A 23,417-nucleotide genomic window follows, 5' to 3' on the forward strand; every position below is an offset into this window, starting at 1 on the left:
GATGGAATTCCGCCCGGACTTTGGTCTCCAACTATGACAACGCTATCTGACGCCATGGACCATTGACCGATTCGGTCGCGGGGCAAGGTCGTTAAGTTAGCGTTATCATACATAACGCTTGTATTTCAACATGTTGACCGACGACATGTTCGTCAGTCGCCAATGTTTGTATCCGCCATTGGCAGCGATGTCAATCGTATGCAAGGGCATTTCCTGTTTGGCGCTCGTCGCCGAGACAACCTCATTTACTCCAGCAAAACTGGGGTTTTTTGCTGCACTGCGAACGGATATCCTGACTTGGCCTTGCGAATGACAGCGTTATCAAACGCTATTGACTGCGCTGTCAATATTGTTCATGGTGAAAACCGGGCCATCAAGAACAGCCTAAAGGCCAAATTGCCCACCAGCCGCCAGGGAGGAGGTTGACATGGATCCGCCACAGATGTGCCCGCATGCCGGGCAATAAATAAATCAAAATGCCTTAATGGCTCTGACGCCTTCATGGGAGGAAAGAGATGTCGCGTAAATTCAATCTTGGATTCTATCTGGGTGGTGCGGCGGCCGTCGCCTTGTGCGCCACCCTGCCGGTTCTGGCGCAGCAGGCGCCGGCCGCGGCCCCGGCCGGCGGCGAACAGACGCTGGACGAGATCATCGTCACCGGCTTCCGCGCCTCGCTGGCCAATGCGCTGCAGACCAAGCGCAATGCCAACGAGATCATCGAGTCCGTGACCGCCGAGGACATGGGCAAGTTCCCGGACCAGAACATTGCCGAAAGCCTGCAGCGCCTGTCCGGCGTGCAGATCGACCGCAATAACGGGCAGGGGACCAAGGTCCGCATCCGCGGTCTGGACCAGAACGTCACCTTGCTGAACGACGAGATTTTCCTGACCGGTCTGGAGGTTTTCACTTTGGGTGAAGGCCAGGACCGCAATACCGACAGTCTGGAAGGCGTGCCGTCGGAACTGCTGGGCGGGGTCGATGTCTATAAGTCGCCGAATGCCAGGCTGCTGGAAGGCGGTCTGGGCGGCACGGTCAACCTGAAGACCCGCAATCCGCTGGCGCTGGATGAGGGCTACACGGTGGCCGGCAACATCCGCGGCGCCAAGTCCAGCCACGCCGAAGGCGGCTGGAAGCCGCTGGGTGCTGCGGCTTTCGGTTATAACTGGGGCGACAAGGCCGCCTTCATCGGCACCTTGTCCTACGACAAGCAGAATGTGCAGACGGACGTTCTGCAGGGCCAGAACCGCGGCAACTGGCGCTTTGCCGAGCGCGGCGACAAGGCCACGGTGAAGACCAATTACTACGCACCCGAATACCGCTACGCCACCGACCGCGACCAGTCGCGCAAGCGCATCGGCGGCTCGCTGAGCGGCGCTGTGGTCCTGTCCGACAGCCTGGAACTGTCGGGCGAGTGGTTCCACTCTGAATCCGATATTTTGACGTCGGAAGCCTCGCTGAAATTCCCGTTCGCCATCGAAAGCCCGGGCCTGGATGCCACCAAGCCCTATACGATCGACAGCAACGGTGTGCTGATCAACGGTACCCTGATCGCCAATTCGGCCGAGGCGATCTCCTATGTGCAGAATTCCAGCGTCGATGCCGACAATTACGGCCTGAAGCTGAAATATGATGGCGGCGGCAATTTCCGCGGTTCTGTGCGCGGCGCCTATGCCAAGTCCAGCCTGTTCAGTGACAGCGCTAATAATGACGTGCGCTATACCAAGTACAGTGTGCCGACGGCCGATGCCAAGAGCGCGACAGGTTACAGCCACCAGGCGGCCAACCCGGCGGCACCGGCCAATTACCTGTTCACTTATAATAATGGCAATGGCGTCCTGCCGTCCTTCAGCCTGGCCAGCACGCCGGACCTCTACACCAACCCGGCCTATGGTTACTTCAAGTCGCACTGGGTATTCGGTGACCGCGCAGATCTGGAAAATTATTCGCTGCGCGCCGATGGCGAATATGACCCGGAATTCATCAAGTCCGGCAATGTTCACCTGTCCGCCGGTTATCGCTTCGCCTCGCGCGATGTCGATTATACGCGTGGCCGCTATCTGGCCGACTATTCCGGCAAGGGCGAGTTGGATGGCACGAAGTTCGGTCAGAAGTGGACGCCCTATGGCTATTTCCAGGACGGCGCCATCGGCTTCAAGTCCTGCGAACTGCCGAAGGGAACGCCGGGTATTCCGGCCAAGTGCGACAACCGCTTCGGCAATTCCCCGCCGCTGATCACACCGTTCCAGACCTTCACCGGGGCGGCTGGCCGTGTGGAGACCATCAACAATTTCTTCTCCTCCGGTGACATGGTGGGCGGCAAGGTCCTGGTCCAGGATCGCAGCCAGATGAAGGATGGGGCCGCCTGGATCCAGGCGCTGTATCCGTCGACCCCGTTCGCCTTCTATGAAGATCCGCTGGAAAGCTTCCGAGTGAAGGAGGAAACGCATTCCGGCTATCTGATGGCCGATATCGGCGATGCCGGCGACGGCTACCACATCAATGTCGGCGCCCGCCTGATCCACACCAACCTCACCGTCTATCAGAACCGCGCCACCGATCCGGACCCGGTCTATCTGGGTACCGACAGCTGGAACGGCGTTCTGCGCGACTATGAGACGGTGGCGAATGAACGGACCTACACGGACATCCTGCCCAGCCTGAACATGGTCTTCGACCTGGATGAAGGCCAGAAGGTGCGCTTCGCCGCTTCGCGCGTTGTGGCCCGCCAGAACCTGTTCGAGTTGGGTCGCGGTTTCCGTGTCGACTTCACCCGCAACCCGACCACCAACCTGTTCGAAGCCACCAACGGTTCGGCCGGCAACCCCGATCTGGATCCGTTCCGCGCCTCGCAGTTCGATCTGGGCTATGAATATTATTTCGGCAGCCAGGGTCTGGTGTCGGCCGTCGGCTTCTGGAAGGAAGTGGACAGCTTTATCGCCACGGAAACCAAGCCCGAATTCGTCATGGATCAGGCCGGTGGTCGCAATACCCCGATTCAGCGTCCGGTCAATGGCGAGGGTGGCCGCATCAAGGGCTTCGAACTGGGCGCGCAGTACGCCTTCGATTTCGGCGTCGGTTTCAACGTCAATTACACCTACTCCGACAGCAAGTCGCCGATCGCCAACGATTTCGACAAAGGCCTGCCCATCCCCGGCGTGTCCAAGCACGCCTTCAATGGTCAGCTCTATTACGAATATGAAGGTCTGGAGACGCGCGTTTCCTACACCTGGCGCAACAAGTCGTTTGCCGGCAATTTCGGTTTCGGCGACGGCGCGGTCAACCGCACCCTGGGGATCTGGAACCGGTCCTATGGTCAGCTGGATGCCCAGATCGCCTATCAGGTCACTGACCAGATCGGTCTGACCCTGGAAGGCATCAACCTGACCAAGGAAGACCAGAGCCAGTATCTGCAGTACACCAACCTGCCCTTCACCTACAGCTCGGGCTCGCAGCGCATCATGGCGGGCATCCGGTTCAAGCTGGGCGAGTAAAGCGTCATGGTATCGGGCGCCGGGGAAATCCGGCGCCCGTTCTTCTTCAATAGCCCTTGGGCCCGCGGTTTTCATCCACGGGGCCAAGGGTTATCGTCATTTCCAGTCGATAAGCGGGCGGTACAAGCCTGCGCGGATTTTGGGGAGTGAGGCGTCATGACGGGCAATCTTCCGGGCAGCATCCTGATTGTGGGCGGTGGCACGGCCGGATGGATGGCGGCGGCGGCCCTGGCGCGGGCCGTAGGGCGCCATTGTCAGATCCAGGTGGTGGAAAGCAGTGAGATCGGCACCGTCGGCGTGGGGGAGGCGACGATCCCGGCCATCCGCGGCTTCAACCATATGCTGGGTCTGGATGAGCAGGATTTCCTGAGATACACCCACGGCACCTACAAGCTGGGGATCGAGTTCCGGGATTGGACGCGCCTGGATCACAGCTATTTCCACCCGTTTGGTGTGCATGGCGGCAGTCTGGATGCGACTTACACGCATCAATATTGGCTGCGCCTGAACCAGTTGGGGGAGGGTGGCAGTCTGGAGGATTATTCGCTGTGCAGCGTCATGGCAAAGCTGGGCCGTTACATGGCCCCCGTCACCGACCCGCGCAGCATCCTGTCCGTCGTCGGCTCCGCCTATCATTTTGACGCCTCGCTCTATGCTCAGTATCTGCGGCTTTATGCGCAAAGGCTGGGCGTGGTGCGGATGGATCGCAAGGTGGTGGATGTGGCTCTGCGCGGGGAGGACGGGTTCGTCGACGCCGTGATCTGCGAGAATGGGGAGCGGCTGACGGCCGATTTCTTCATCGACTGCACGGGCTTCACCGGCCTGCTGATCGAAAAGGCGCTGAAGACGGGGTACGATGACTGGACGCACTGGCTGCCCTGTGACCGGGCCTGGGCCGTGCCTTCATCCGGTGATGGCCGCATCACGCCCTATACACGATCCACGGCGCGGGCGGCCGGCTGGCAATGGCGCATCCCGCTGCGCCACCGCGTCGGCAATGGTCATGTGTTCAGCAGCCACCATATGGCGGAGGAACAGGCCCGCGACATCCTGCTGTCGAACCTGGACGGGGAACCGCTGGCTGAGCCGAAGCTGCTGCGTTTCGTCACCGGGCGGCGCAAACAGGCCTGGGTGAAGAACTGCCTGTCGCTGGGTCTGGCGTCCGGGTTCCTGGAACCGCTGGAAAGCACGTCGATCCATCTGATCCAGACGGGCATCACCAAGCTGCTGGATTTCTTCCCCGGCGGTCGCATCGATCCGGCGGAAGTGGCGGAATATAACGCCCTGGCGCAGGCCGAGTTCGAGGCGGTGCGCGACTTCCTGATCCTGCACTATCATGTGACGCAACGGTCCGACAGCGCGTTCTGGAACCATTGCCGGACCATGGATATTCCCGACAGCCTGAAAAGCCGGATCGAGCTTTTCCGCCGCCGCGGCCGGATATCAACCCGTGCCCGCGCCCTGTTCACGGATACAAGCTGGATCGCGGTGATGCTGGGGCAGGGGATCGAGCCGGCGGGGTACGATCCCCTGGTCGACATGCACCCGGTCGAGGCGGTGCGGGAGCGGATGTCCACCATGCGCACCCGCATCCGCCAGGCCGCCGAAAGCATGCCGACGCATGAGGCGTTCCTGGCGGGACAGAAGGCGGCGTAAGCCGCCTTCCTCAGCTGCAGCCCGTCGTGCCGCCGCAGGTGTCGCATTTCAGGCAGGTGCCGTTGCGAACCAGGGTCATGTTGCCGCATTCGGGGCAGGGGTCGCCCTCGTACCCGCGGGCGCGGGCTTCCTTCATGCGTTCAAAGCGCGCGTCCTGGCGTCCCACGGCGCCGCCGCGCAGGGCCGTGCTGGACAGGCTGTCGGAATGCACTGTTGTCCCGCCGCTGAACGCCTTGGGCGCGTCGGTGCCGGTGGCGGCATAGCTGGTCGTGGTGGCCTGCTGGAAGGCGGTAACAATGCGGCTCTGCTGCCCGCCCGGCACGACGCGCAGGTTGGAACGGACATAGCCGGTGGACGCGATGCGGGCTACGGCCGCCAGGGTCTCCTGGGTCATGCGCGCGGCATTGTCGGGCAGTTCCGGGGCCGTATTGGCGGCTTCCGGCATGCCGGCCAGATCGGCCTGGGCATCGCCGCGTCCCATCGTGTCGGGCAGCAGATCCTCCGGCGTGGCGTGCGCCAGATCGTTGCGGCCCAGATAGGAGATGGCCAGTTCCCGGAACACATAGTCCAGGATGCTGGTCGACATCTTAATGGCGTCGTTGCCCTGCACCATGCCCGACGGCTCGAAGCGGGTGAAGGTGAAGGCCTCCACATATTCTTCCAGCGGCACGCCATATTGCAGGCCCAGCGACACGGCGATGGCGAAGTTATTCATCATCGAGCGGAAAGCGGCCCCTTCCTTGTGCATGTCGATGAAAATCTCGCCCAGGCGACCATCCTCATACTCGCCGGTGCGCAGATAGACCTTGTGCCCGCCGACCATGGCCTTCTGGGTGTAGCCCTTGCGCCGCTGCGGCAGCTTTTCCCGGTCGCTGATCCGGACGACCTTTTCCACCACGCGTTCAATGGTGCGCTCCACAACCCGCTCTGCCACTTCGGCGACGCGGGCGGCGGCAGGCGCTTCCATGATGCGTTCGACCAGGGTCTGCTCCTCGTCCAGCAGATCATCCTCGTCCTCTTCCAGCACCTGGGCGTTCAGCGGCTGCGACAGCTTCGACCCGTCGCGGTAAAGCGCATTGGCCTTCAGCCCCAGACGCCAGGACAGCATGTAGGCGTCATTGCAGGCCGTGACCGAGGCGCTGTTGGGCATGTTGATGGTCTTGGAAATGGCGCCGGAGATGAAAGGTTGTGCTGCCGCCATCATGCGGATATGGGCCTCGGCCGACAGGAAGCGCTTGCCGATCTTGCCGCAGGGGCTGGCGCAGTCGAACACCGGCAGATGCTCGTCCTTCAGGCCCGGCGCCCCCTCCAGGGTCATGGCGCCGGCGACATAGACGTTGGCCGCCTCGATCTCCTTCTTCGTGAAGCCCAGATGGGCCAGAAGATCGAAGCCGGAACTGTCCAGCAGGTCGGCCGGGATGTTCAGCACATCGGTGCAGAATTCCGTGCCCAGCGTCCATTTGTTGAAGACGAACTTGATGTCGAAGGCGGCCTCAAGCGCCTGCTCCACCCGCTCGATCTCGGCATCGCCAAAGCCAAGCTTGCGCAGCCGGTCATGGGTGATGCCGGGCGCGCCCACCAGCGTGCCGTTACCCACGGCATAGCGTTCGATCTTCGCAATGGTGGCGTCGTCATAGCCCAGACGCGACAGCGCTTCCGGCACGACGCGGTTGATGATCTTGAAATAGCCGCCGCCGGCCAGCTTCTTGAACTTCACCAGGGCGAAGTCGGGTTCGATGCCCGTCGTGTCGCAGTCCATGACCAGACCGATGGTGCCCGTCGGTGCGATCACGGTTGCCTGGGCGTTGCGGTAGCCATGTTCCTTGCCCAGGTCCAGCGCCTCGTCCCAGGCACGGCGGGCGGCGGCCACCAGATCGGCATCGGGGCATTCGTCACCGACCAGTGGCACCGGCGCCACCGACAGGCCCTGATAACCGGTGCGGGCACCATGGGCGGCGCGGCGATGGTTGGCGATGACGCGCAGCATGGGTTCGGCATTGGCGGCATAGCCGGGGAAGGGCCCCAGCTCCCGCGCCATTTCGGCCGAGGTCTTGTAGGCGACACCCGTCATCAGCGCCGTGATGGCGGCCGTCAGGGCGCGGCCTTCCACACTGTCATAGGGCAGGCCGGCGGCCATCAGCAGACCGCCGATATTGGCAAAGCCCAGGCCCAGGGTGCGGAAATCGTACGACAGGCGCGCAATCTCCCGCGACGGGAACTGCGCCATGGCCACGGAGATTTCCAGGACGATGGTCCACAGCCGGCAGGCATGGGTGAAGGCGTCGATATCGACGCTGCCATCGGTCCGGCGGAATTCCATCAGGTTCATGGACGCCAGATTGCAGGCCGTATCGTCCAGGAACATATATTCGCTGCACGGGTTCGACGCGTTGATCCGGCCCGAATTGGGGCAGGTGTGCCATTCATTGATGGTCGTGTCGAACTGCACGCCGGGATCGGCCGACTGCCAGGCGGCATAACCGATCTTGTCCCACAGGTCGCGGGCGCGCAGTGTCTTGGCCACCTTGCCATCCGTGCGGCGCGTGAGGTTCCAGGGACCGTCACTTTCCACCGCTTCCAGGAAGCCGTTGGGCACGCGCACGGAATTGTTGGAATTCTGGCCGCTGACGGTCAGATAGGCTTCCGAATCCCAGTCGGTGTCGAAGGTGCGGATATCGATCCCGGCGAAACCCTGGCCCGCCAGTTGGATGGCGCGCTGGATATAATTTTCCGGAACCAGATCGCGGCGGGCGGCGATGACGGCCCGCTTCAGGGCCTTGTTCTTGGTCGGGTCCAAACGTTCCGCATCCGGACCGATCCCTTCATTGCAGGCCGCCATGATCATGTTCAGGTGGCGGGACACCTGCTTGGAGCCGGTGACCAGGGCGGCGACCTTCTGTTCTTCCACCACCTTCCAGTCGATATAGGCTTCGATATCGGGGTGGTCGAGGTCGACCGTCACCATCTTGGCGGCGCGGCGGGTGGTGCCGCCCGATTTGATGGCGCCGGCGGCGCGGTCGCCGATGCGCAGGAAGCTCATCAGGCCCGACGACTTGCCGCCGCCAGCCAGCTTCTCATTCTCCCCGCGCAGGCGGGAGAAGTTCGTTCCGCTGCCGGAACCATACTTGAACAAACGCGCCTCGCGGACCCACAGGTCCATGATGCCGCCTTCATTCACCAGATCATCGGCCACCGACTGGATGAAGCAGGCGTGCGGCTGCGGCCGCTCATAAGCGGAGCGGGAGGGGACGACTGCGCCCGTTTCGGGATCGACATAGAAATGGCCCTGGCTGGGACCGTCGATGCCATAGGCCCAGTGCAGGCCCGTGTTGAACCATTGCGGGCTGTTAGGGGCCGCCATCTGACGGGCCAGCATGAAGCGCATTTCGTCGAAGAAGGCGGATGCGTCCGAGTCCGTATCGAAATAGCCGCCTTTCCAGCCCCAATAGGTCCAGGTGCCGGCCAGACGGTCGAAAACCTGCTTGGCCGACGTCTCCCCGACGGTGCGCGCATCCGCCGGCAGGGAGGCCAGGGCCTTTTCGTCCGCGACATGGCGCCACAGGAAGGAGGGGACGGCATTCTCCTCCACCGCCCTCAGGGCGGCGGGCAGGCCGGCGCGGCGGAAATATTTCTGGGCCAGGATATCGCAGGCGACCTGACTCCATTCCGCCGGCACTTCGATGTCCTTGGCCTGGAAGACGATGGAACCGTCGGGATTGCGAATCTCGCTCGTCGCCTGTCGGAACGGGATGCCGGCATAGGCGTCCTGACCCCCGGTGGTGAAACGGCGTTCGATACGCATTGTCCTCTGCCCCTTCCAGACAAAACCCGCGGTGCGGACAGCCGTCTTCCCGCCCCTGGGGACCGGCTGCACCCGCACCGCAATATATGGTGACAGCCCGAAGGCTAGGCCAGCGATGCCCCTCCGGCAACTAGATTTTGTTGTCTATATCAGGGGCATACACTGCTTCTTGTGGTTGACGGCAATGGAACGGACGCGATGTCGCAGGTGGTCACGGGAATGGCGGAAAGGCTGGATTTTTATGACAGCCCCCTTGCCGGAGTCGTGCGCATCCCCATCTCGTCTGGTGCATTGGGCCAGGTGTCCCGCCGACAGGCATATCCAAACCGGACAGGGGGTTTCATTCCGTCCGCAACGGTGGCAGGGTGCGCCAGCCGGATGTTGCCGGTTTCCGCTACGCGTGTTGCGCCCTGAATGACCCCACAGCCCGATCCTCCGTCCCCAGACGCGACCCAAGGCCAGGCCGACAACGGCATGAGCCGACGGCAGAAGATGTTGTTGGGGGTGGCGACGGCGCTGTTCCTGGCCATCCTGCTGGTGATCGCGGTCCGCCATGTCATGGCGGAAATCAGCTTTGCCGAAGTGCTGGCCTATCTTGAGGGATTGCCGCTGTCCAAGGTCGTGAAGGCCATCGGCCTGACCTGCGGCGCCTATTGGCTGCTCACGCTCTATGATGTCTCCGCGCTGATCTATCTGAAGAAGAAGGTGCCGTATCGCACCACGGCATTTGCGGCGTCCTGCGGCTATGCCATTTCCAACAATGTCGGTTGGGCTGTGATCAGCGGGGCGGGCGTGCGTCTGCGCGCGTATGGCAATGCGGGGCTGACGGCCGGGGATGTGGCCAAGGTGGTGGTCTTCTCCACCACCACCTTCACGCTGGGCCTGACCTTCACGGGGGCCGTCGGGATGATCGCCGGGCCGCATCCCGTGTCGGTCCTGTTGAAGATCCCGGAAGTGGCGGTGCAGTTGATCGGCGCGGCCATGCTGGCAGGGCTGGCCGTCGTGGTCGGCATCGCGGCCGTGACGCGCAAGCCCGTGAAGCTGTGGCGCTGGACCATCCAACTGCCCAGCTGGGGAGGGGTGCTGTCGCAGATCACCATTGCCTCGGCCGAACTGGTGGTGACTGCGGCCATCCTGTGGATGCTGCTGCCCGTGGGCGTGAATGTGCCCTTCACTTCCTTCGTCGCCCTGTTCTGTGCGGCCCTGATCGTGGCCATCTTCAGCCATGTGCCCGGCGGCATTGGCGTGTTCGAGACCATCATCATGCTGGGCATGGCCGACCAGGATCAGGCCAGCGGCATCCTGGGCGCCCTGCTGGCCTATCGCTTTATCTATTATGTCCTGCCGCTGATCGTGGCCGGCATGGGCATCGCCATCTGGGAAATCCGCCATCATACGGGCCGCTTCGGCCGCGCCGCCGACCGACTGCGCGGGCATAAGGGGCCATAGACGAACGCATGGGGGCAGGGTATGCCGCGTTGCAGTGGACAAGCTCCCCGGCGGCGGTGCATAGTCCCCGCCGTCTTTCGTTGCGCATCACGGAATAACCATGAGCGATCGCATTTCCCTGGCCACCTGGATGGCCAACATCCAGATCCGTATGCTTGTCTGGCGCGCCGGCCGTCTGGTCGGGTCCGACGCGGCCGGGAATCGCTATTTCGAGGAAAAGAAGGCCCGCCCCGGCATGAAGGCCCGTCGCTGGGTCCTTTACAAGGGCGAGCCGGAGGCGACCAAGGTGCCGCCCGAATGGCACGGCTGGATCCATTACAACATGGCAGCCCCGCTGGCGGCCGACAGCCAGTTCCACAAGGGCTGGCAGCAGCCGCATCAACCCAATCCGACCGGGACGGTCCAGGCCTATCGTCCGCCCGGCCACCTGTTCGCCGGCGGCAAGCGCGACAAGGCGACCGGCGATTACGAGGCCTGGACGCCGAACTGATCGTCCCTATCTAGGGATGTGTGCCATGGCGGCGCCGCAAAAGCGCCGCCATGTGCGTTTAAGGCCGGGGCTATCGTGCCCGGGTTGCGTCAGGGAGCTGATCTGTCCATGAACCGGAATGTGATCGAAACAGTGATGGGTGCCGTCGTCCTGCTGGTCGCCGGCTTCTTCCTGTTCTTCGCCTATACGACCAGCAATGTGAAATCCGTTTCCGGCTATACGCTGGAGGCGCGGTTCACCAGCACCGGCGGTCTGGCTGCCGGGTCGGATGTCCGCATCTCCGGCGTCAAGGTCGGCACGGTCACCCAGCAATATCTGGACAGTCAGACCTATCAGGCGGTCGTGCGCATGGAGATCGACAGCAATGTCAAGCTGCCGCGCGACACCACGGCCAGCATCGCCAGCGAAAGCCTGCTGGGCGGGCGCTATCTGAAGCTCGACCCCGGTGGGGAAGAGGACAAGCTGAAGGCCGGCGACCGTATCGAATACACGCAGAGCGCGGTCAATCTGGAAGATCTGCTGGGCCGTTTCATCTTCAATTCCAGCAGCGACAAGAAGGGCGATGCCGCCGCCGCGCCGGACCATCCCTGATCGGCTTGCTGGGCCTCAGGTCATCTCTGCCGCGGCCATGATACCGCCAGAATGGGCCGCTTCACTGACGGCACCGCTTTCACGGCAACCCTGGTTCCATAGCATGCCCCGTTTATTCCTGCTTCCCCTGTGCCTGACACTGGCGCTCGCCGGTCCCGCAGCCCTGGCCCAGCAGGAAGGGCCGTCGTCCGCGCCGGCGCCGACAGCCATTGATCCGGCCATCCCCGCGGAGCCGCCGATGCCGGTCCCCGGTACCGTCCAGCGGCCGGCCCCGCCGCCACCACCCGCCCGCACCTTCGATCCGATGCCAATCGCGCTTTTGCAGGGCCTGGACAAGGTCACCGCCCGCACCTCCACCTTCGAGGCGAAGGTGGGGGAGGTGGTGTCGTTCGGGCAATTGTCCATCACTGTCAAATCCTGCCGCAAGTCGGCCCCCATTGATCCGCCGGAATCAGCGGCGTTCCTGGATGTGCAGGAGAGACGCCCGGATGGGCCCGCGGTGCCGGTGTTCAATGGTTGGATGTTCGCGTCCAGCCCGGCCCTGTCGGCCATGGAACACCCGGTCTATGACGTGTGGGTCAAGGATTGCAGGAAGTCGGACACCAAGGCCCGTTCATCCTCCAGGCAGTGAAAATCGGCCTGGGCCGAAACGGCCTTTGTCAGCAAGGCGCGATAGCGGTGGCGCGGGATTTCCTTGGCACCGAACTGTGACAGATGTTCCGTCAGGAACTGTGTGTCCAGCAACATGAAGGCGCCGGCCGTCAGTCGCGCCACCAGATGCACCAGCGCCACCTTGCTGGCGTCCGTGGCGCGGGAGAACATGCTTTCTCCGAAAAAGGCCGCACCCAGCGACACGCCATAGAGCCCGCCCACCATCTGCCCGTCCTGCCAGCACTCGACGCTGTGGGCATGGCCCATGGCGTGAAGCTGGCAATAGGCTTCCATGATTTCCGCGTTGATCCAGGTCTGGGGCCGGTCGGGTGCCGGTTCAGCGCAATGCTGCATGGTGGCCCGAAAATCACCATCCACCCGCACATCGAAGGGGAAGTGCCGGACCGTCTTGCGCAGGCGGCGCGGCACATGGAAGGCGTCAAGCGGCAGCACCCCCCGGAATGGTGGATCAAACCACAGGAGATCATCCGCGTCCGCACTCTCCGCCATCGGGAAAACCCCGCCGGCATAGGCGCGGATCAGCAACTCCGGTGTCAATATCCCCATGATCCCCTGGCGTCTGGTGGCGGGGTTTAGCGGATAACCATAGCAACAAGCATGTCCCGGCACAAATGAACTGGCCATTGGCGGCATCCACAGCGCGTCCCGCAGGCCCGGCAGCGAATATTCTGGTTTATACCAGTTCCATGTAATCTGTCTGGTGATGCCAGGCGAATTCTTGGATTACGTAGAATCCATTCCCCGTATCCACCTGTTGCCTGAGTGCATGTCAAAAAACCACCATCAAGGATTTATCTAAAATCATCGAAAGTTAGTCGCATGGGGGGCATGCGAACGATGTAATGCGCAGAATCCCTGAAAATGACTCCGATTGATTGCATGACGTCATGGAAACTTCATGGAATTGCGACATTCTGTTTATCAACCGATCTCTATGTCATCCGTACAGGTGCGTCGGTCGTTCTATCGACGGACCAACTGCCTGGAACAGTGACGACGTTTCCTGAACCCCAACATCGGGATGTGCGGCATGACGGAACTGACGCTGACGAACGAGACGCCGCAGGCGATGGACCCCGCGGAGTCCCACCTGAAACGCCACAAGAGCGTGGGTCAATGGTGGGCCAACCTGTTCGATGGCGGCGACTGGCGTTTTGGCCGGCGACAGGGGGACGGTGGCTGGTTGGCGCAACTGTCTATCTCCACACGCATCGGCTTCCTGGTCGGGGCGGCCCTGTTGACCGTGCTAATGACGGCCGGCCTGTTCCTGATCGGTGATGCAAGGCGTGAACATGCGACCAACCGGATGACGGAGTTGTCGGCCTTCGCCGAAACGGCGGCGGATCTGAACCGCCGGACCACGGCGCTGCAATTGCATGCGACCCGTTTCCTGCGTGAGCATGACCGTGCGGCGGGAGAGGCTTTCAAAGCCACCCTGGCGGAGGTGGAAAAGGCGGTGTCCGATCTGTCCGCCCATCCGTCGGCGGCCGATGAGGTCGACACGATCACCGCCCTGTCGGAGCGGCTGGGCCGTCTGACGGCGGCCTTCGACAAAGTGGCCGATGCGGCGCGCACCGTCGGCTTCTCTGACGAGGATGGGCTGCGCGGACAGATGTTCAAATCGGTGACTGCCGCCGAGTCCGAGTTGAAGAAATGGCCCGTGACCATGGGGGCACAGCTGTTCGTCGGCATGGCGGAGATGCGCAATGCCGAGAAATCCTTCCTGCTGACGGGGGAGGACCGGTATCTGGGCCAGCATCGCAAGGCATTCAACGAATTCTCCTTCTTCATCCCCGAAACGCAGTTCGACCCGCAGACCAAGGAAACCATCGACGCCCTATCCCGCCAATATCGGCAGGACATGGTGGCCCTGGCCGATGCCACCGCGCAGCAGAATGCCGCCGTCAAGGAATTCACGGGTGTTTTCGCGGAAACCACGCCGCTGATCGACAGGCTGTTCTCCTATACCCGCGCCGGACTGGCCGATGCCAAGCAGGCGGAACGGGATATCCGCGTCAATACCCAACGCCTGACCATGGCCATCGGCGGCATCCTGGTGGCCTTGTTCTGCGGCCTGTCACTGCTGCTGGTCCGGTCGATCACCCGGCCGCTGGCCCAGATCGAACAGGCCATGGAAGGGCTGGCGCGGGGCGAGCGGCTGTCTTTCATCCCCGGCACCGGGCGGCAGGATGAAATCGGGGACATGGCCCGCGCCATCGACGTGTTCCGGGTCAACGCCGAGGAGATGGATCGGCTGAAGGTCGAAGAGCAGGAACGCGAGCGTGCCCATAAGCAGGAGATGGCCGATCGGCTGGGGGGGCTGGCCCTGGCGCTGGAACAGGAGATGACCCGCCGCGTTGAGGCCGTGCTGGCCGAGGCCGCGGGCATTGCCACCATGGCCGACAGCATGTCGGGGGCCGCCACCCGCACGGGTGAACAGTCGGACGGCGTGGCCGTGGCCGCGCAGGAGGCGACCGGCAATGTTCAGAATGTCGCGGCCGCAACAGAGGAACTGGCTTCATCCTCGCGGGAGATCGGCCGTCAGGTGACGGCAGTGGCCGACATGGTGCATGACGCTGTACAGCGTGGCGGCCAGACGCGCGCCGTGGCGGCGCAGCTGGCCGATGCCGCGCACAATATCGGCCGGGCCGCCCAGTTGATCGGCGATATCTCCGGTCAGACCAACCTTCTGGCCCTGAATGCCACGATCGAGGCGGCCAGGGCCGGCGAGGCGGGTCGGGGCTTCGCCATCGTCGCCGCGGAGGTGAAGACCCTGTCGACCCAGACGGGGCAGGCAACGGAAGAGATCACGTCCCAGATCACGGCAGTACAGCGGGCGACGGAGCGGGTGATCGCCGACATCCATCAATTGCACGAGGTGATTGGCCGCATCGACGAGATTGCCGCCACCATCAGCGCCGCCGTGAACGAGCAGGGCGCCGCTACGGAGAGCATCAGCGCCAGCGCCACCAGTGCTGCCGACGGCACCAACGAGGTGTCCGATCGCATCCGCAGCGTGGCGTCCGACGCCAGCGAGACCCGCACCCTGTCCCTGGACCTGGGGCGGCGGGCGACGCAGGTAACGGCGGAAATGCGGGCACTGCGCGAGCGGCTGGCGATCATCCTGGCCGACAGCCAGCGCCAGGTCGGCTAAGCCGCGGGCCCTTGCCCTGTCGTTGCGGGCAGGGACGGCAGCAGCAGCAGCCGTTCCGCCTCGCTGGCGGGTACGGGCCGGGAGAAGTAGAAACCCTGGCCGTAGCGGCATTCCAGCGACCGCAGGAAGGTCACCTCGGCCGGGTTCTCGATCCCCTCCGCCACCACATCCAGATCAAGGTTCTTGGCCAGCAGCAGGATGATGCGGGGGATTTCCTCCCGCCGGTCGCCACTGCCCGCCCCCTTGATGAAGGCCCGGTCGATCTTCAGGGAATTCACCGGATAGCGGTGAAGATAGGAGAGGCTGGAATAGCCCGTGCCGAAATCGTCCAGCGACAGGCTGACACCCAGATCGCGGATCTGCTGCATCATGGGCACCACCCGCGAAGGGTCGTCCATCAGCAGGCTTTCGGTGATTTCCAGCTTCAAGGTGCCGGGGGAGATGCAGGTGCGGGTCAGTACATCGCGCACGGTGTCCACGATATCGTCGTCCAGCATCTGCCGGCCCGATACGTTCACGCTCATGAACAGGCCGCTATCATGGGCCTGCTGCCACCGCGCTAGCTGTTCTGCGGCTTCCTGCATGGCCCAGCGGCCGATCTGCAGGATCAGGCCCGTATCTTCCGCCAGTGGCACGAAATCGGCGGGGGAGATCAGGCCGCGCTCCGGATGCTGCCAGCGGATCAGCGCTTCGTACCCGGCCACCGTCTGGTCGGCCAGGCGTACGATGGGCTGGTAATGCAGCATCAGCTGATGGCGATCTGCGGCAAGACGCAGGTCGGCTTCCGTCCGCAGGCGCGACATGGCGCGGGCACGCAACGCGTCGTCGAACACTTCGACCCGGTTGCGGCCAGCCCCCTTGGCACGGAACATGGCCAGGCTGGCATCGCGCATCATGTCGGCGGCCTGGGCGTAACCGGTATGTGACATGGCGATGCCGCCCGACACGGTCAGCACCACCTCCTCGCCCGAATGCAGCAGGATCGGTTCGGCAATGGCGAGCGCCAGCCGGTGGGCGGCCGTCAGCGCCGCCTTCACATCGACGACGCCATCCATCAGCACCCCGAACTCGTCCGCCGAAACGCGGGCGATGGTGTCGCCGGCCCGCCGCTGCGCCTCCAGCCTTTTGGCCAGGATGCGCAGAACCTCATCCCCGGTATTGGGGCCCAGGCTGTCATTGATGGTCTTGAAATGGTCCAGGTCGAACAGGATGACGGCACAGGGCGGATCATCCGGGCGGCGGCGGCGGTCGATGGTCTGGTTGATGCGGTCCATCAGCAGCGACCGGTTGGGCAACCCCGTCAACCCATCATGGAAAGCATCGAACAGCACCTGCTGTTCCGCCCGTTTGCGCGCCGTGATGTCGGTCATCGACCCCGCCATGCGGGTGGCGTCACCCAGTTCGTCGCGGATGGCGACGCCGCGGATCAGCACCCACATCTCCGCCCCGCTGTCATGGCGGACGCGGGCCTCGTGTTCCAGATGATCGATGCCGCCGGACAGATGCAGTTGGAAGGCCGCTCGCAGCCCCGGCAGGTCACTGGCATGGATCAGGGCGAACCAATCCTCGATCGTGCCCACCCATTCCCCGCCGGGCAGGCCCAGCATGTCGGACCAGCGGGGGGAGTAATAGACTTCACCTTCGGCGATACGCCAATCCCACAGGCCGTCATTGGCGCCCTGGGCAGCCAGCGCATAGCGTTCCTCGCTGATGCGCAGCTGCTCCTCGGCGATCTTGCGGTCGGTGATGTCGGATTGTGACCCGACCAGACGCACCGGCTCCCCCGCGCCGTCCAGTACGGCGATGCCGCGGCACAGCATCCAGCGCCAGCCACCACGGGCATGCAGGATGCGGTATTCGATCTGGAACGGTTTGCCGGCAGCCGAAATCTGGGCGTCCAGCGTAGCCTGTAACCAGATCAGATCCTCCGGATGCACGCGATTGAGCCATTCCTCCGGCCCGTCGCCCCCATTGTCGACCGTCAGGCCGATCAGAGCCCACCAGCGGGGCGCGTAATAAAGGCGGTCGGTGCGCAGATCCCAGTCGTAAAGCCCGTCATTGGTGGCCGCCGCCGCCAGCGCCAGCCGTTCCTCGCTGATGCGCAGGCGCTCCTCCGCCTCCTTGCGCTCCGTGATGTCGCTGGCGGTTCCGATCAGCCGGGTGACGGTGCCGTCGGCAGCGGCGATGGCAGAGCCGCGGACCAGCAGCCAGGTCCAGTCATCACGACCGTTGCGCACGCGATGTTCAATGACGAACCGCCGGCCACCCTCGTCCTGGCGCGGGCGCAATGTCGCTTCCAGCCATTGCAGGTCGTCGGGATGGACGCGGCCGAACCAGTCACGCGGGGCCGTCGCGGCCCCTTCGGTCGGCAGCCCCAGATGATCGCGGAAACCCGGCGACAGGAACATGGTATCGGCGATCAGGTCCCAGTCCCAGACGGCCTCGCCGCTGGAAAGTCCCGCCAGCATATAACGCTGGGCCAGTTCGTCGTCGCATAGGGGCTGGGGCAAGGGAGAGGCCGGTCAGATTTGGAAAGATTGATTGCGCAAAACTCTATACCACTTTCGTGCAAGCGGGCCATGCCCCTTCGCGGGCGGGCCTTATTTATTATACACTTGCGCCATGGACTGGACCGATCAAGCAATATTGCTCTCTGCCCGCGCCTATGGGGAAACGGCGGCACTGGCCTTGCTGCTGACGCGCGATCACGGGCGGCATGCAGGGCTTGTGCATGGCGGACAATCCGCGCGACTGCGTGCGACGCTGGAGCCGGGCAACCTGCTGGCCGCCAGCTGGCGGGCGCGGCTGGCGGATCAGCTGGGCACCTGGTCGCTGGAGCTGGAACGTGCCTATGCGGCGCCTTTGCTGGACGATCCGCTGCGACTCGCCTGTCTGGCATCGGCCTGCGCCCTGCTGGAAGGGCTGCTGGCCGACCGGGAACCTCATCCGGCCCTGTTCGATGCGACCCTGGCCCTGTTCGACGCCCTGTCGACGGAAGTCTGGGCTGAGATCTATGTCCGCTGGGAGATCGGGCTGCTGGAGGAGGTGGGGTTCGGCCTGGACCTGACGCGATGTGCGGTCAGCGGACGGGAGGCGGCGGACCTGTTTGCCGGCAATGATGGGCTTTCCCATGTCAGCCCGCGCACGGGCCGGGCCGTGTCGGCATCGGCCGCTGAACCCTACAAGGACAAGTTGCTGCCCTTGCCGCCCTTCCTGCTGGGCCTGTCCGACGGCGGGCCGGCGGAGGTGATGCAGGGATTGGCGCTGACGGGCCATTTCCTGGAACGCAGCGCCTTTGCCCAGCGCCATGCCGAGGTGCCGGCGGCGCGCGGGCGGTTTGTGGAACGCTATGGCCGAGCGCATGGTCTGCCGGCCGACGCGGGATGACAGCAAATCCGCGCGATGTTATATTCTAATCATCAACCCTTGTGAGGCGATGCGCCATGGACGGCAAGCCGGCCACGGATATGGAAGTGGAAGATCTCGGCCCCTTCGCCGACGCCGATCCGGCATGGCTGCGGGCGCAGATATTGCCGGTTCGCGAGAGGTATGAACGCGATCCGTCCTCGCTGGTTCCGATGGAAGAAGCGTTTCGGCGGGTACGGGATGTGCTGCGCGACCGGGCACGATGACAGCACGGTATTTGGTCAGTTTCTCTGACGAGGCTCTGGTTGATATGGCCAATTTGGCCATCCGTATCGCAGAAGATCGAGGCGACGCTGTGGCTGACCGTTACATCGCTCGGCTGGAAGCATATTGCAGGGGCCTTCGCACGTTCCCCTATTGAGGTCGCTTTCGTCCCGACGTCACACCCGACCAGCGGATGGTCGGTTTTGAACGCCGGGTTTCGATCTATTTCCGCATCCGTGATGATCTGGTCATTATCGAACGCCTGCTCTATGCCGGCCGCCAGCCATAGTCCCTATCCCCTAAGGCCAGTATAGAACCCAGTACCCATGCCCCTACCATATCTGGTATGGATGAGGGCATGACTGACGCCGCCTATGAAATCCTGGACAAACGCCTCGCCGAAGCGCTCGGTGAACGGTACCTGTCCTATGCGCTGTCCACCATCGTCTCCCGTTCGCTGCCCGATGTGCGCGACGGGTTGAAGCCGGTGCATCGACGTATCCTGTTCGCCATGAGCCAGCTGAAGCTGGACCCCAACACCATGCCGAAAAAGTCGGCCCGCGTGGTCGGCGACGTCATCGGCAAGTTCCATCCCCATGGCGATCAGTCCGTCTATGATGCCCTGGTGCGACTGGCGCAGGATTTCGCCAGCCGTTATCCGCTGGTGGAAGGCCAAGGGAACTTTGGCAATATCGACGGCGATAACGCCGCCGCCATGCGATATACCGAGGCCAAGCTGACGGAGGTCGCCAAGGCCCTGATGCAGGGCCTGGACGAGGATGCGACCGATTTCCGCCCCACCTATGATGGTGACGGACAGGAACCCATCGTTCTGCCGGCGGCCTTCCCCAACCTGCTGGCCAACGGGTCGGCCGGCATCGCCGTGGGCATGGCCACCAGCATTCCCCCGCACAATGTGGGGGAAATCTGTGGCGCCCTGAACCTGATCATCGAACGCGAATTGCTGCCGGCACCGGAAAAGCGCCGGCCTGTGGCAGTGGATGAACTGGTCAGCTGGATCCGCGGGCCCGATTTTCCCACCGGCGGCGTGCTGGTGGAGCCGCGCGCCAATATCGTTGAAGCCTATCGCACCGGCCGCGGTGCCTTTCGCCTGCGCGCGCGCTGGACGAAGGAAGCGCTGGGCCAGGGCACCTGGCAGGTCGTCGTCACCGAAATCCCCTACCAGGTGCAGAAATCACGTCTGGTGGAGAAGATTGCCGAACTGCTGACGGAGCGGAAGCTGCCGTTGCTGGACGATGTGCGCGACGAGTCGGCGGAGGATATCCGCCTGATCCTGGTGCCCAAGAGCCGGAATGTCGATCCGGCCGTGCTGATGGAACAACTGTTCCGCAACACGGACCTGGAAATCCGCTTCAGCCTGAACATGAACGTGTTGGATGGCGGCACCCTGCCGCGCGTCATGAACCTGCACGAGGTGCTGCACGCCTTCCTGGCCCACCGCCAGGATGTGCTGATCCGTCGGTCCCGGTTCCGGCTGGCGGAGATCGAGCATCGGCTGGAGGTGCTGGGCGGCTATCTGATCGCGTATCTGAACCTGGACGAGGTCATCCGCATCATCCGCGAGGAGGATGAGCCGAAGAAGGAGCTGATGCGCACCTTCTCACTTTCCGACGTGCAGGCCGAAGCCATCCTGAACATGCGCCTGCGCTCCTTGCGCCGTCTTGAAGAGTTCGAGATCAAGAAGGAACATGATGCGCTGTCGGCGGAGAAGGCGAAGCTGACCGATCTTCTGGCGGATGAGAGCAAGCGCTGGCGGGCCATCCGCAGCGATGTTCAGCAGATGGACAAAAAATTCGGCCGCTCCACGGCATTGGGCGAACGCCGTACCGAGGTGGGGGATGCCCCGGCCGAGGTGGTGGTGCCGGTTGAGGCCATGATCGAGCGCGAGCCGCTGACTGTCTTCCTGTCCGAAAAGGGCTGGATCCGTGCCGTTTCCCGCCACCTGACGGCGGTGGAGGCGGCGGAGACCAAGTACAAGGATGGCGACAAGGAAGCGTTCGTCCTGCGTGTGCAGACCACCGATAAGCTGCTGGTCTTTGCCAGCAACGGCAAATTCTACACGCTGGGTGCCGACAAGCTGCCGCGTGGGCGCGGTTTTGGCGAGCCGGTACGTCTGATGGCCGATCTGGGCGAGGCGGAGATCATCGCCCTGTTGCCGCATGTGCCGGGCCAGAAGCTGCTGGTGGCCAGCAGCGACGGCCGCGGCTTCCAGGTGGAAGCGGACGAGGTGGTGGCCCAGACCCGCGCCGGCAAGCAGGTGCTGAACCCGTCCGACGGGGCCGTGGCCACCCTGGTGACGGTGGTGGAGGGCGATGCAGTTGCCGTTATCGGCAATAACCGCAAGCTGCTGGTCTTCAAGCTGGATGAATTGCCGCTGATGACCCGCGGCAAGGGCGTGGCCTTGCAGAAATACAAGGATGCAAGCCTGGCCGACGTGAAGATCTTCAATCTGGCTGACGGGTTGTCGTGGAAGCTGGGCGGGGCCGAAGGCCGTATCCGGACCGTCGCGATGCCGGAATTGTCCGGTTGGATCGCCTTCCGCGGCACACCTGGCAAACTGCCGCCCAACGGCTTCCCCAAGAACAACAAATTCACCGACTGACGGTGTCTTGACATGGGCTACCTGCCCGGGTGATTGCGTTCCTGGTGGAAAGCACACCTTATGGATAGGTATGTTCCATTACGGCACAGGCATAGACTTTGCCCCTGAGATCGACGCGTCCGCGCCCACCCGGCTGGGCGCGCGCGGCGGCGGAAGGGGGCTGTGTTGGGCTATACGCGGTCATTCGGCCTGTGCCTGATCCTTTGCCTGTTCACCCTGGCGTCGCAGCGCGCCGGGGCCGCCGACGAACTGCGCCTGATGACCAATATCGCGCCGCCCTACCAGGAGATGGTGGACGGCGAGCTGGATGGCACGTCGATGCGTGCCCTTGACTGCATCATGGGGCGCCTGGGTCAGGCCTACACGGTCGGTCTGGCACCATGGCTGCGGGCCCGCGAGCAGGTCCGCCAGGGCACGATCGATGGTTTTTTCTCCGTGGCCCCGGAGATCGACGCGCCCCATGACCGCAATCTGTCGCTGCCTTTGGCCCTGGAACGGTGGGTATGGGTGACGAAGGACGGTGCTTCACCCCCCATCCTGGATGGAAGGGCCGATACGCGGCGTGTGGCCGCCGTGCTGGGTTCCAATCCGTTGAAATGGCTGCAAAGCCAGGGCCTGGAACCGGATGGCGCCGCCCGTAACGCCCTGCAGCTGCTGCGGATGCTGTCGGGTGGACGGGTGCAGGCTGTGCTGATGGATGAATCCGAATTGCACGCCGCCCGGCGAGAGGCAGGGGTGGATGCCATTGGGCTGACCGTGTCGTTCCAGCGTTACATGCCGCTGGGCGTCTATTTCTCACAATCGTTCCTGGCGGCTCGTCCCGGTTATCTGGACCGGTTCAACGAGCAGGTTGGCAATTGCGCTTCCGGCAACCTGGCCTTGTCGCCCACGGAACGCCGTGCCGCCTTGGCTGCCGCCCGGCATATTGTCGACCGGCTGAAAGCCGCACCTGATCTGATGGCGCTGCTGCGCCGTGCGGGTGATATCAATGCCGGCAAGCCATTCAAACAGATCACGGCGGAGGACCAGGATTTTCAGGACCACCGCGGTGAGGCCGACCACCCGCTGGTGAAGTCCTTGCGCGAACACCCGCTTGGCGCCGTGCTGACCGAACTGCGGGCCAACAGCAATGGCGCCGCGGAAGAACTGCTGCTGTTCGATCGGACGGGCATGGCCGTCGCCGCCGACCCCATCCCCAGCGACCTGTGGCAGGGGGACGAGGCAAAGTTCCAGATGACGGTGCCCAAGGGACCGGAAACCGCCTTTGTCGGTACCATCGCCTTTGACCGGTCAACGGGGCAGTTCATCGTCCAGGTCAGCATCTCTTTGGGGGAGGCTGGTGGGGCCTTGGGCGCCCTGACCGTCGGCCTGAATATCGAGCGTGTCCTGAACCGACCGTCCTGACGGGGATCAGCGTCCGGCGTCGTGCACCGCGGAGCCGTCAATATCCGCGAAGGGCCGGCCATTGCTACGGTCCCGCCGCTTCACCTCCATGTCGCTGCCCGATACGGCCAGGGACATGGCAAAGCCCGTCTTGGGGCAGGGGTTGGGGGCATAGCCCCGGTCCAGGGCCTTGTCATCCTTGCCGTAATCCAGGCGGGCACCGGCATATTTGCCGCTGACCCCGCCCATGGCCACACCGGCCTCCACCGTCTTGCGCACGCGGCAGGCGGCCTCTTCCTGCTGCTTCTGCGCCTCCGCAACCGGAACGCCGTTGCTGTAATCCACAGCGGCCGGGGCCGGCTGCGGTTTGTTCAGCAAGGTGAAGGTGTTGGCGGGCTTCGTCTCCTCCGCGACGGAGGAGAAGGCGATAATGGACAGGACCAGACCGGTCAGGAACAGGGCACGCATGGGCATCC

At 63.6% G+C, this 23,417-nt stretch carries 15 protein-coding genes; 11 read left to right on the top strand and 4 right to left on the bottom strand.

Annotated features, from left to right (window positions below):
- The first annotated feature begins 515 nt into the window (after window positions 1–515).
- Both ACODTW_RS10265 and ACODTW_RS10270 read left to right on the top strand, forming a co-directional pair.
- The gene (locus ACODTW_RS10265) at window positions 516–3,491 is read left to right on the top strand and encodes a TonB-dependent receptor (protein ID WP_488945888.1); all 2,976 of its coding nucleotides are present in this window, start codon (window positions 516–518) and stop codon (window positions 3,489–3,491) included.
- A gap of 156 nt (window positions 3,492–3,647) precedes the next feature.
- On the top strand, window positions 3,648–5,147 hold the full coding sequence (locus tag ACODTW_RS10270) for a tryptophan halogenase family protein (RefSeq protein ID WP_488945889.1): 1,500 nt from the start codon (window positions 3,648–3,650) through the stop codon (window positions 5,145–5,147).
- Between the two features lie 10 nt (window positions 5,148–5,157).
- Here the strand turns inward: ACODTW_RS10270 and ACODTW_RS10275 are convergent, their stop codons facing one another.
- Entirely contained in the window at window positions 5,158–8,949 is a 3,792-nt protein-coding gene (locus tag ACODTW_RS10275; protein WP_488945890.1) for a vitamin B12-dependent ribonucleotide reductase, read from the bottom strand.
- A gap of 474 nt (window positions 8,950–9,423) precedes the next feature.
- Between ACODTW_RS10275 and ACODTW_RS10280 the strand changes: the two genes are divergently transcribed.
- The 4 genes from ACODTW_RS10280 to ACODTW_RS10295 all read left to right on the top strand — a co-directional run bounded on the left by ACODTW_RS10280 (window position 9,424) and on the right by ACODTW_RS10295 (window position 12,110).
- Window positions 9,424–10,398, top strand: coding sequence for a lysylphosphatidylglycerol synthase domain-containing protein (locus ACODTW_RS10280; RefSeq protein WP_488945891.1), 975 nt, complete (start codon window positions 9,424–9,426; stop codon window positions 10,396–10,398).
- 100 nt (window positions 10,399–10,498) lie between these two features.
- The gene (locus tag ACODTW_RS10285) at window positions 10,499–10,888 is read left to right on the top strand and encodes an NADH:ubiquinone oxidoreductase subunit NDUFA12 (protein ID WP_488945892.1); all 390 of its coding nucleotides are present in this window, start codon (window positions 10,499–10,501) and stop codon (window positions 10,886–10,888) included.
- Between the two features lie 108 nt (window positions 10,889–10,996).
- Window positions 10,997–11,479 (top strand): outer membrane lipid asymmetry maintenance protein MlaD, encoded by a 483-nt coding sequence (gene mlaD, locus ACODTW_RS10290; RefSeq protein WP_488945893.1) that lies wholly within the window; start codon window positions 10,997–10,999, stop codon window positions 11,477–11,479.
- Between the two features lie 103 nt (window positions 11,480–11,582).
- The gene (locus ACODTW_RS10295) at window positions 11,583–12,110 is read left to right on the top strand and encodes a DUF2155 domain-containing protein (RefSeq protein WP_488945894.1); all 528 of its coding nucleotides are present in this window, start codon (window positions 11,583–11,585) and stop codon (window positions 12,108–12,110) included.
- On the opposite strand, the gene aat is transcribed toward ACODTW_RS10295, so the two are convergent.
- On the bottom strand, window positions 12,044–12,697 hold the full coding sequence (gene aat / locus ACODTW_RS10300) for a leucyl/phenylalanyl-tRNA--protein transferase (RefSeq protein ID WP_488945895.1): 654 nt from the start codon (window positions 12,695–12,697) through the stop codon (window positions 12,044–12,046). The genes ACODTW_RS10295 and aat overlap by 67 nt on opposite strands.
- A gap of 484 nt (window positions 12,698–13,181) precedes the next feature.
- Here aat and ACODTW_RS10305 point away from each other — a divergent pair, with 484 nt between their 5' ends.
- Window positions 13,182–15,305 carry a methyl-accepting chemotaxis protein gene (locus ACODTW_RS10305; RefSeq protein ID WP_488945896.1) on the top strand — a complete coding sequence of 708 codons (2,124 nt, stop codon included), beginning with the start codon at window positions 13,182–13,184 and terminating at the stop codon, window positions 15,303–15,305.
- Here ACODTW_RS10305 and ACODTW_RS10310 read toward each other — a convergent pair.
- Window positions 15,302–17,815 (bottom strand): sensor domain-containing protein, encoded by a 2,514-nt coding sequence (locus ACODTW_RS10310; RefSeq protein WP_488945897.1) that lies wholly within the window; start codon window positions 17,813–17,815, stop codon window positions 15,302–15,304. The two genes, ACODTW_RS10305 and ACODTW_RS10310, sit on opposite strands and share 4 nt — an antisense overlap.
- A gap of 112 nt (window positions 17,816–17,927) precedes the next feature.
- On the opposite strand from ACODTW_RS10310, the gene recO reads away from it, so the two are divergent.
- The 4 genes from recO (at window position 17,928) to ACODTW_RS10330 (ending at window position 22,962) form a co-directional block, all read left to right on the top strand.
- Window positions 17,928–18,692 (top strand): DNA repair protein RecO, encoded by a 765-nt coding sequence (recO, locus tag ACODTW_RS10315; protein WP_488945898.1) that lies wholly within the window; start codon window positions 17,928–17,930, stop codon window positions 18,690–18,692.
- A 56-nt stretch (window positions 18,693–18,748) separates the two neighbouring features.
- Complete coding sequence (locus ACODTW_RS10320; protein ID WP_488945899.1) at window positions 18,749–18,937, top strand: hypothetical protein; 189 nt, start codon at window positions 18,749–18,751, stop codon at window positions 18,935–18,937.
- A gap of 356 nt (window positions 18,938–19,293) precedes the next feature.
- Complete coding sequence (gene parC, locus ACODTW_RS10325) at window positions 19,294–21,558, top strand: DNA topoisomerase IV subunit A (protein WP_488945900.1); 2,265 nt, start codon at window positions 19,294–19,296, stop codon at window positions 21,556–21,558.
- 165 nt (window positions 21,559–21,723) lie between these two features.
- Entirely contained in the window at window positions 21,724–22,962 is a 1,239-nt protein-coding gene (locus ACODTW_RS10330) for a hypothetical protein (protein WP_488945901.1), read from the top strand.
- 6 nt (window positions 22,963–22,968) lie between these two features.
- Here the strand turns inward: ACODTW_RS10330 and ACODTW_RS10335 are convergent, their stop codons facing one another.
- The gene (locus ACODTW_RS10335; RefSeq protein ID WP_488945902.1) at window positions 22,969–23,409 is read right to left on the bottom strand and encodes a hypothetical protein; all 441 of its coding nucleotides are present in this window, start codon (window positions 23,407–23,409) and stop codon (window positions 22,969–22,971) included.
- Window positions 23,410–23,417: the final 8 nt, after the last annotated feature.

Source organism: Niveispirillum sp. FG148, from assembly GCF_057809655.1.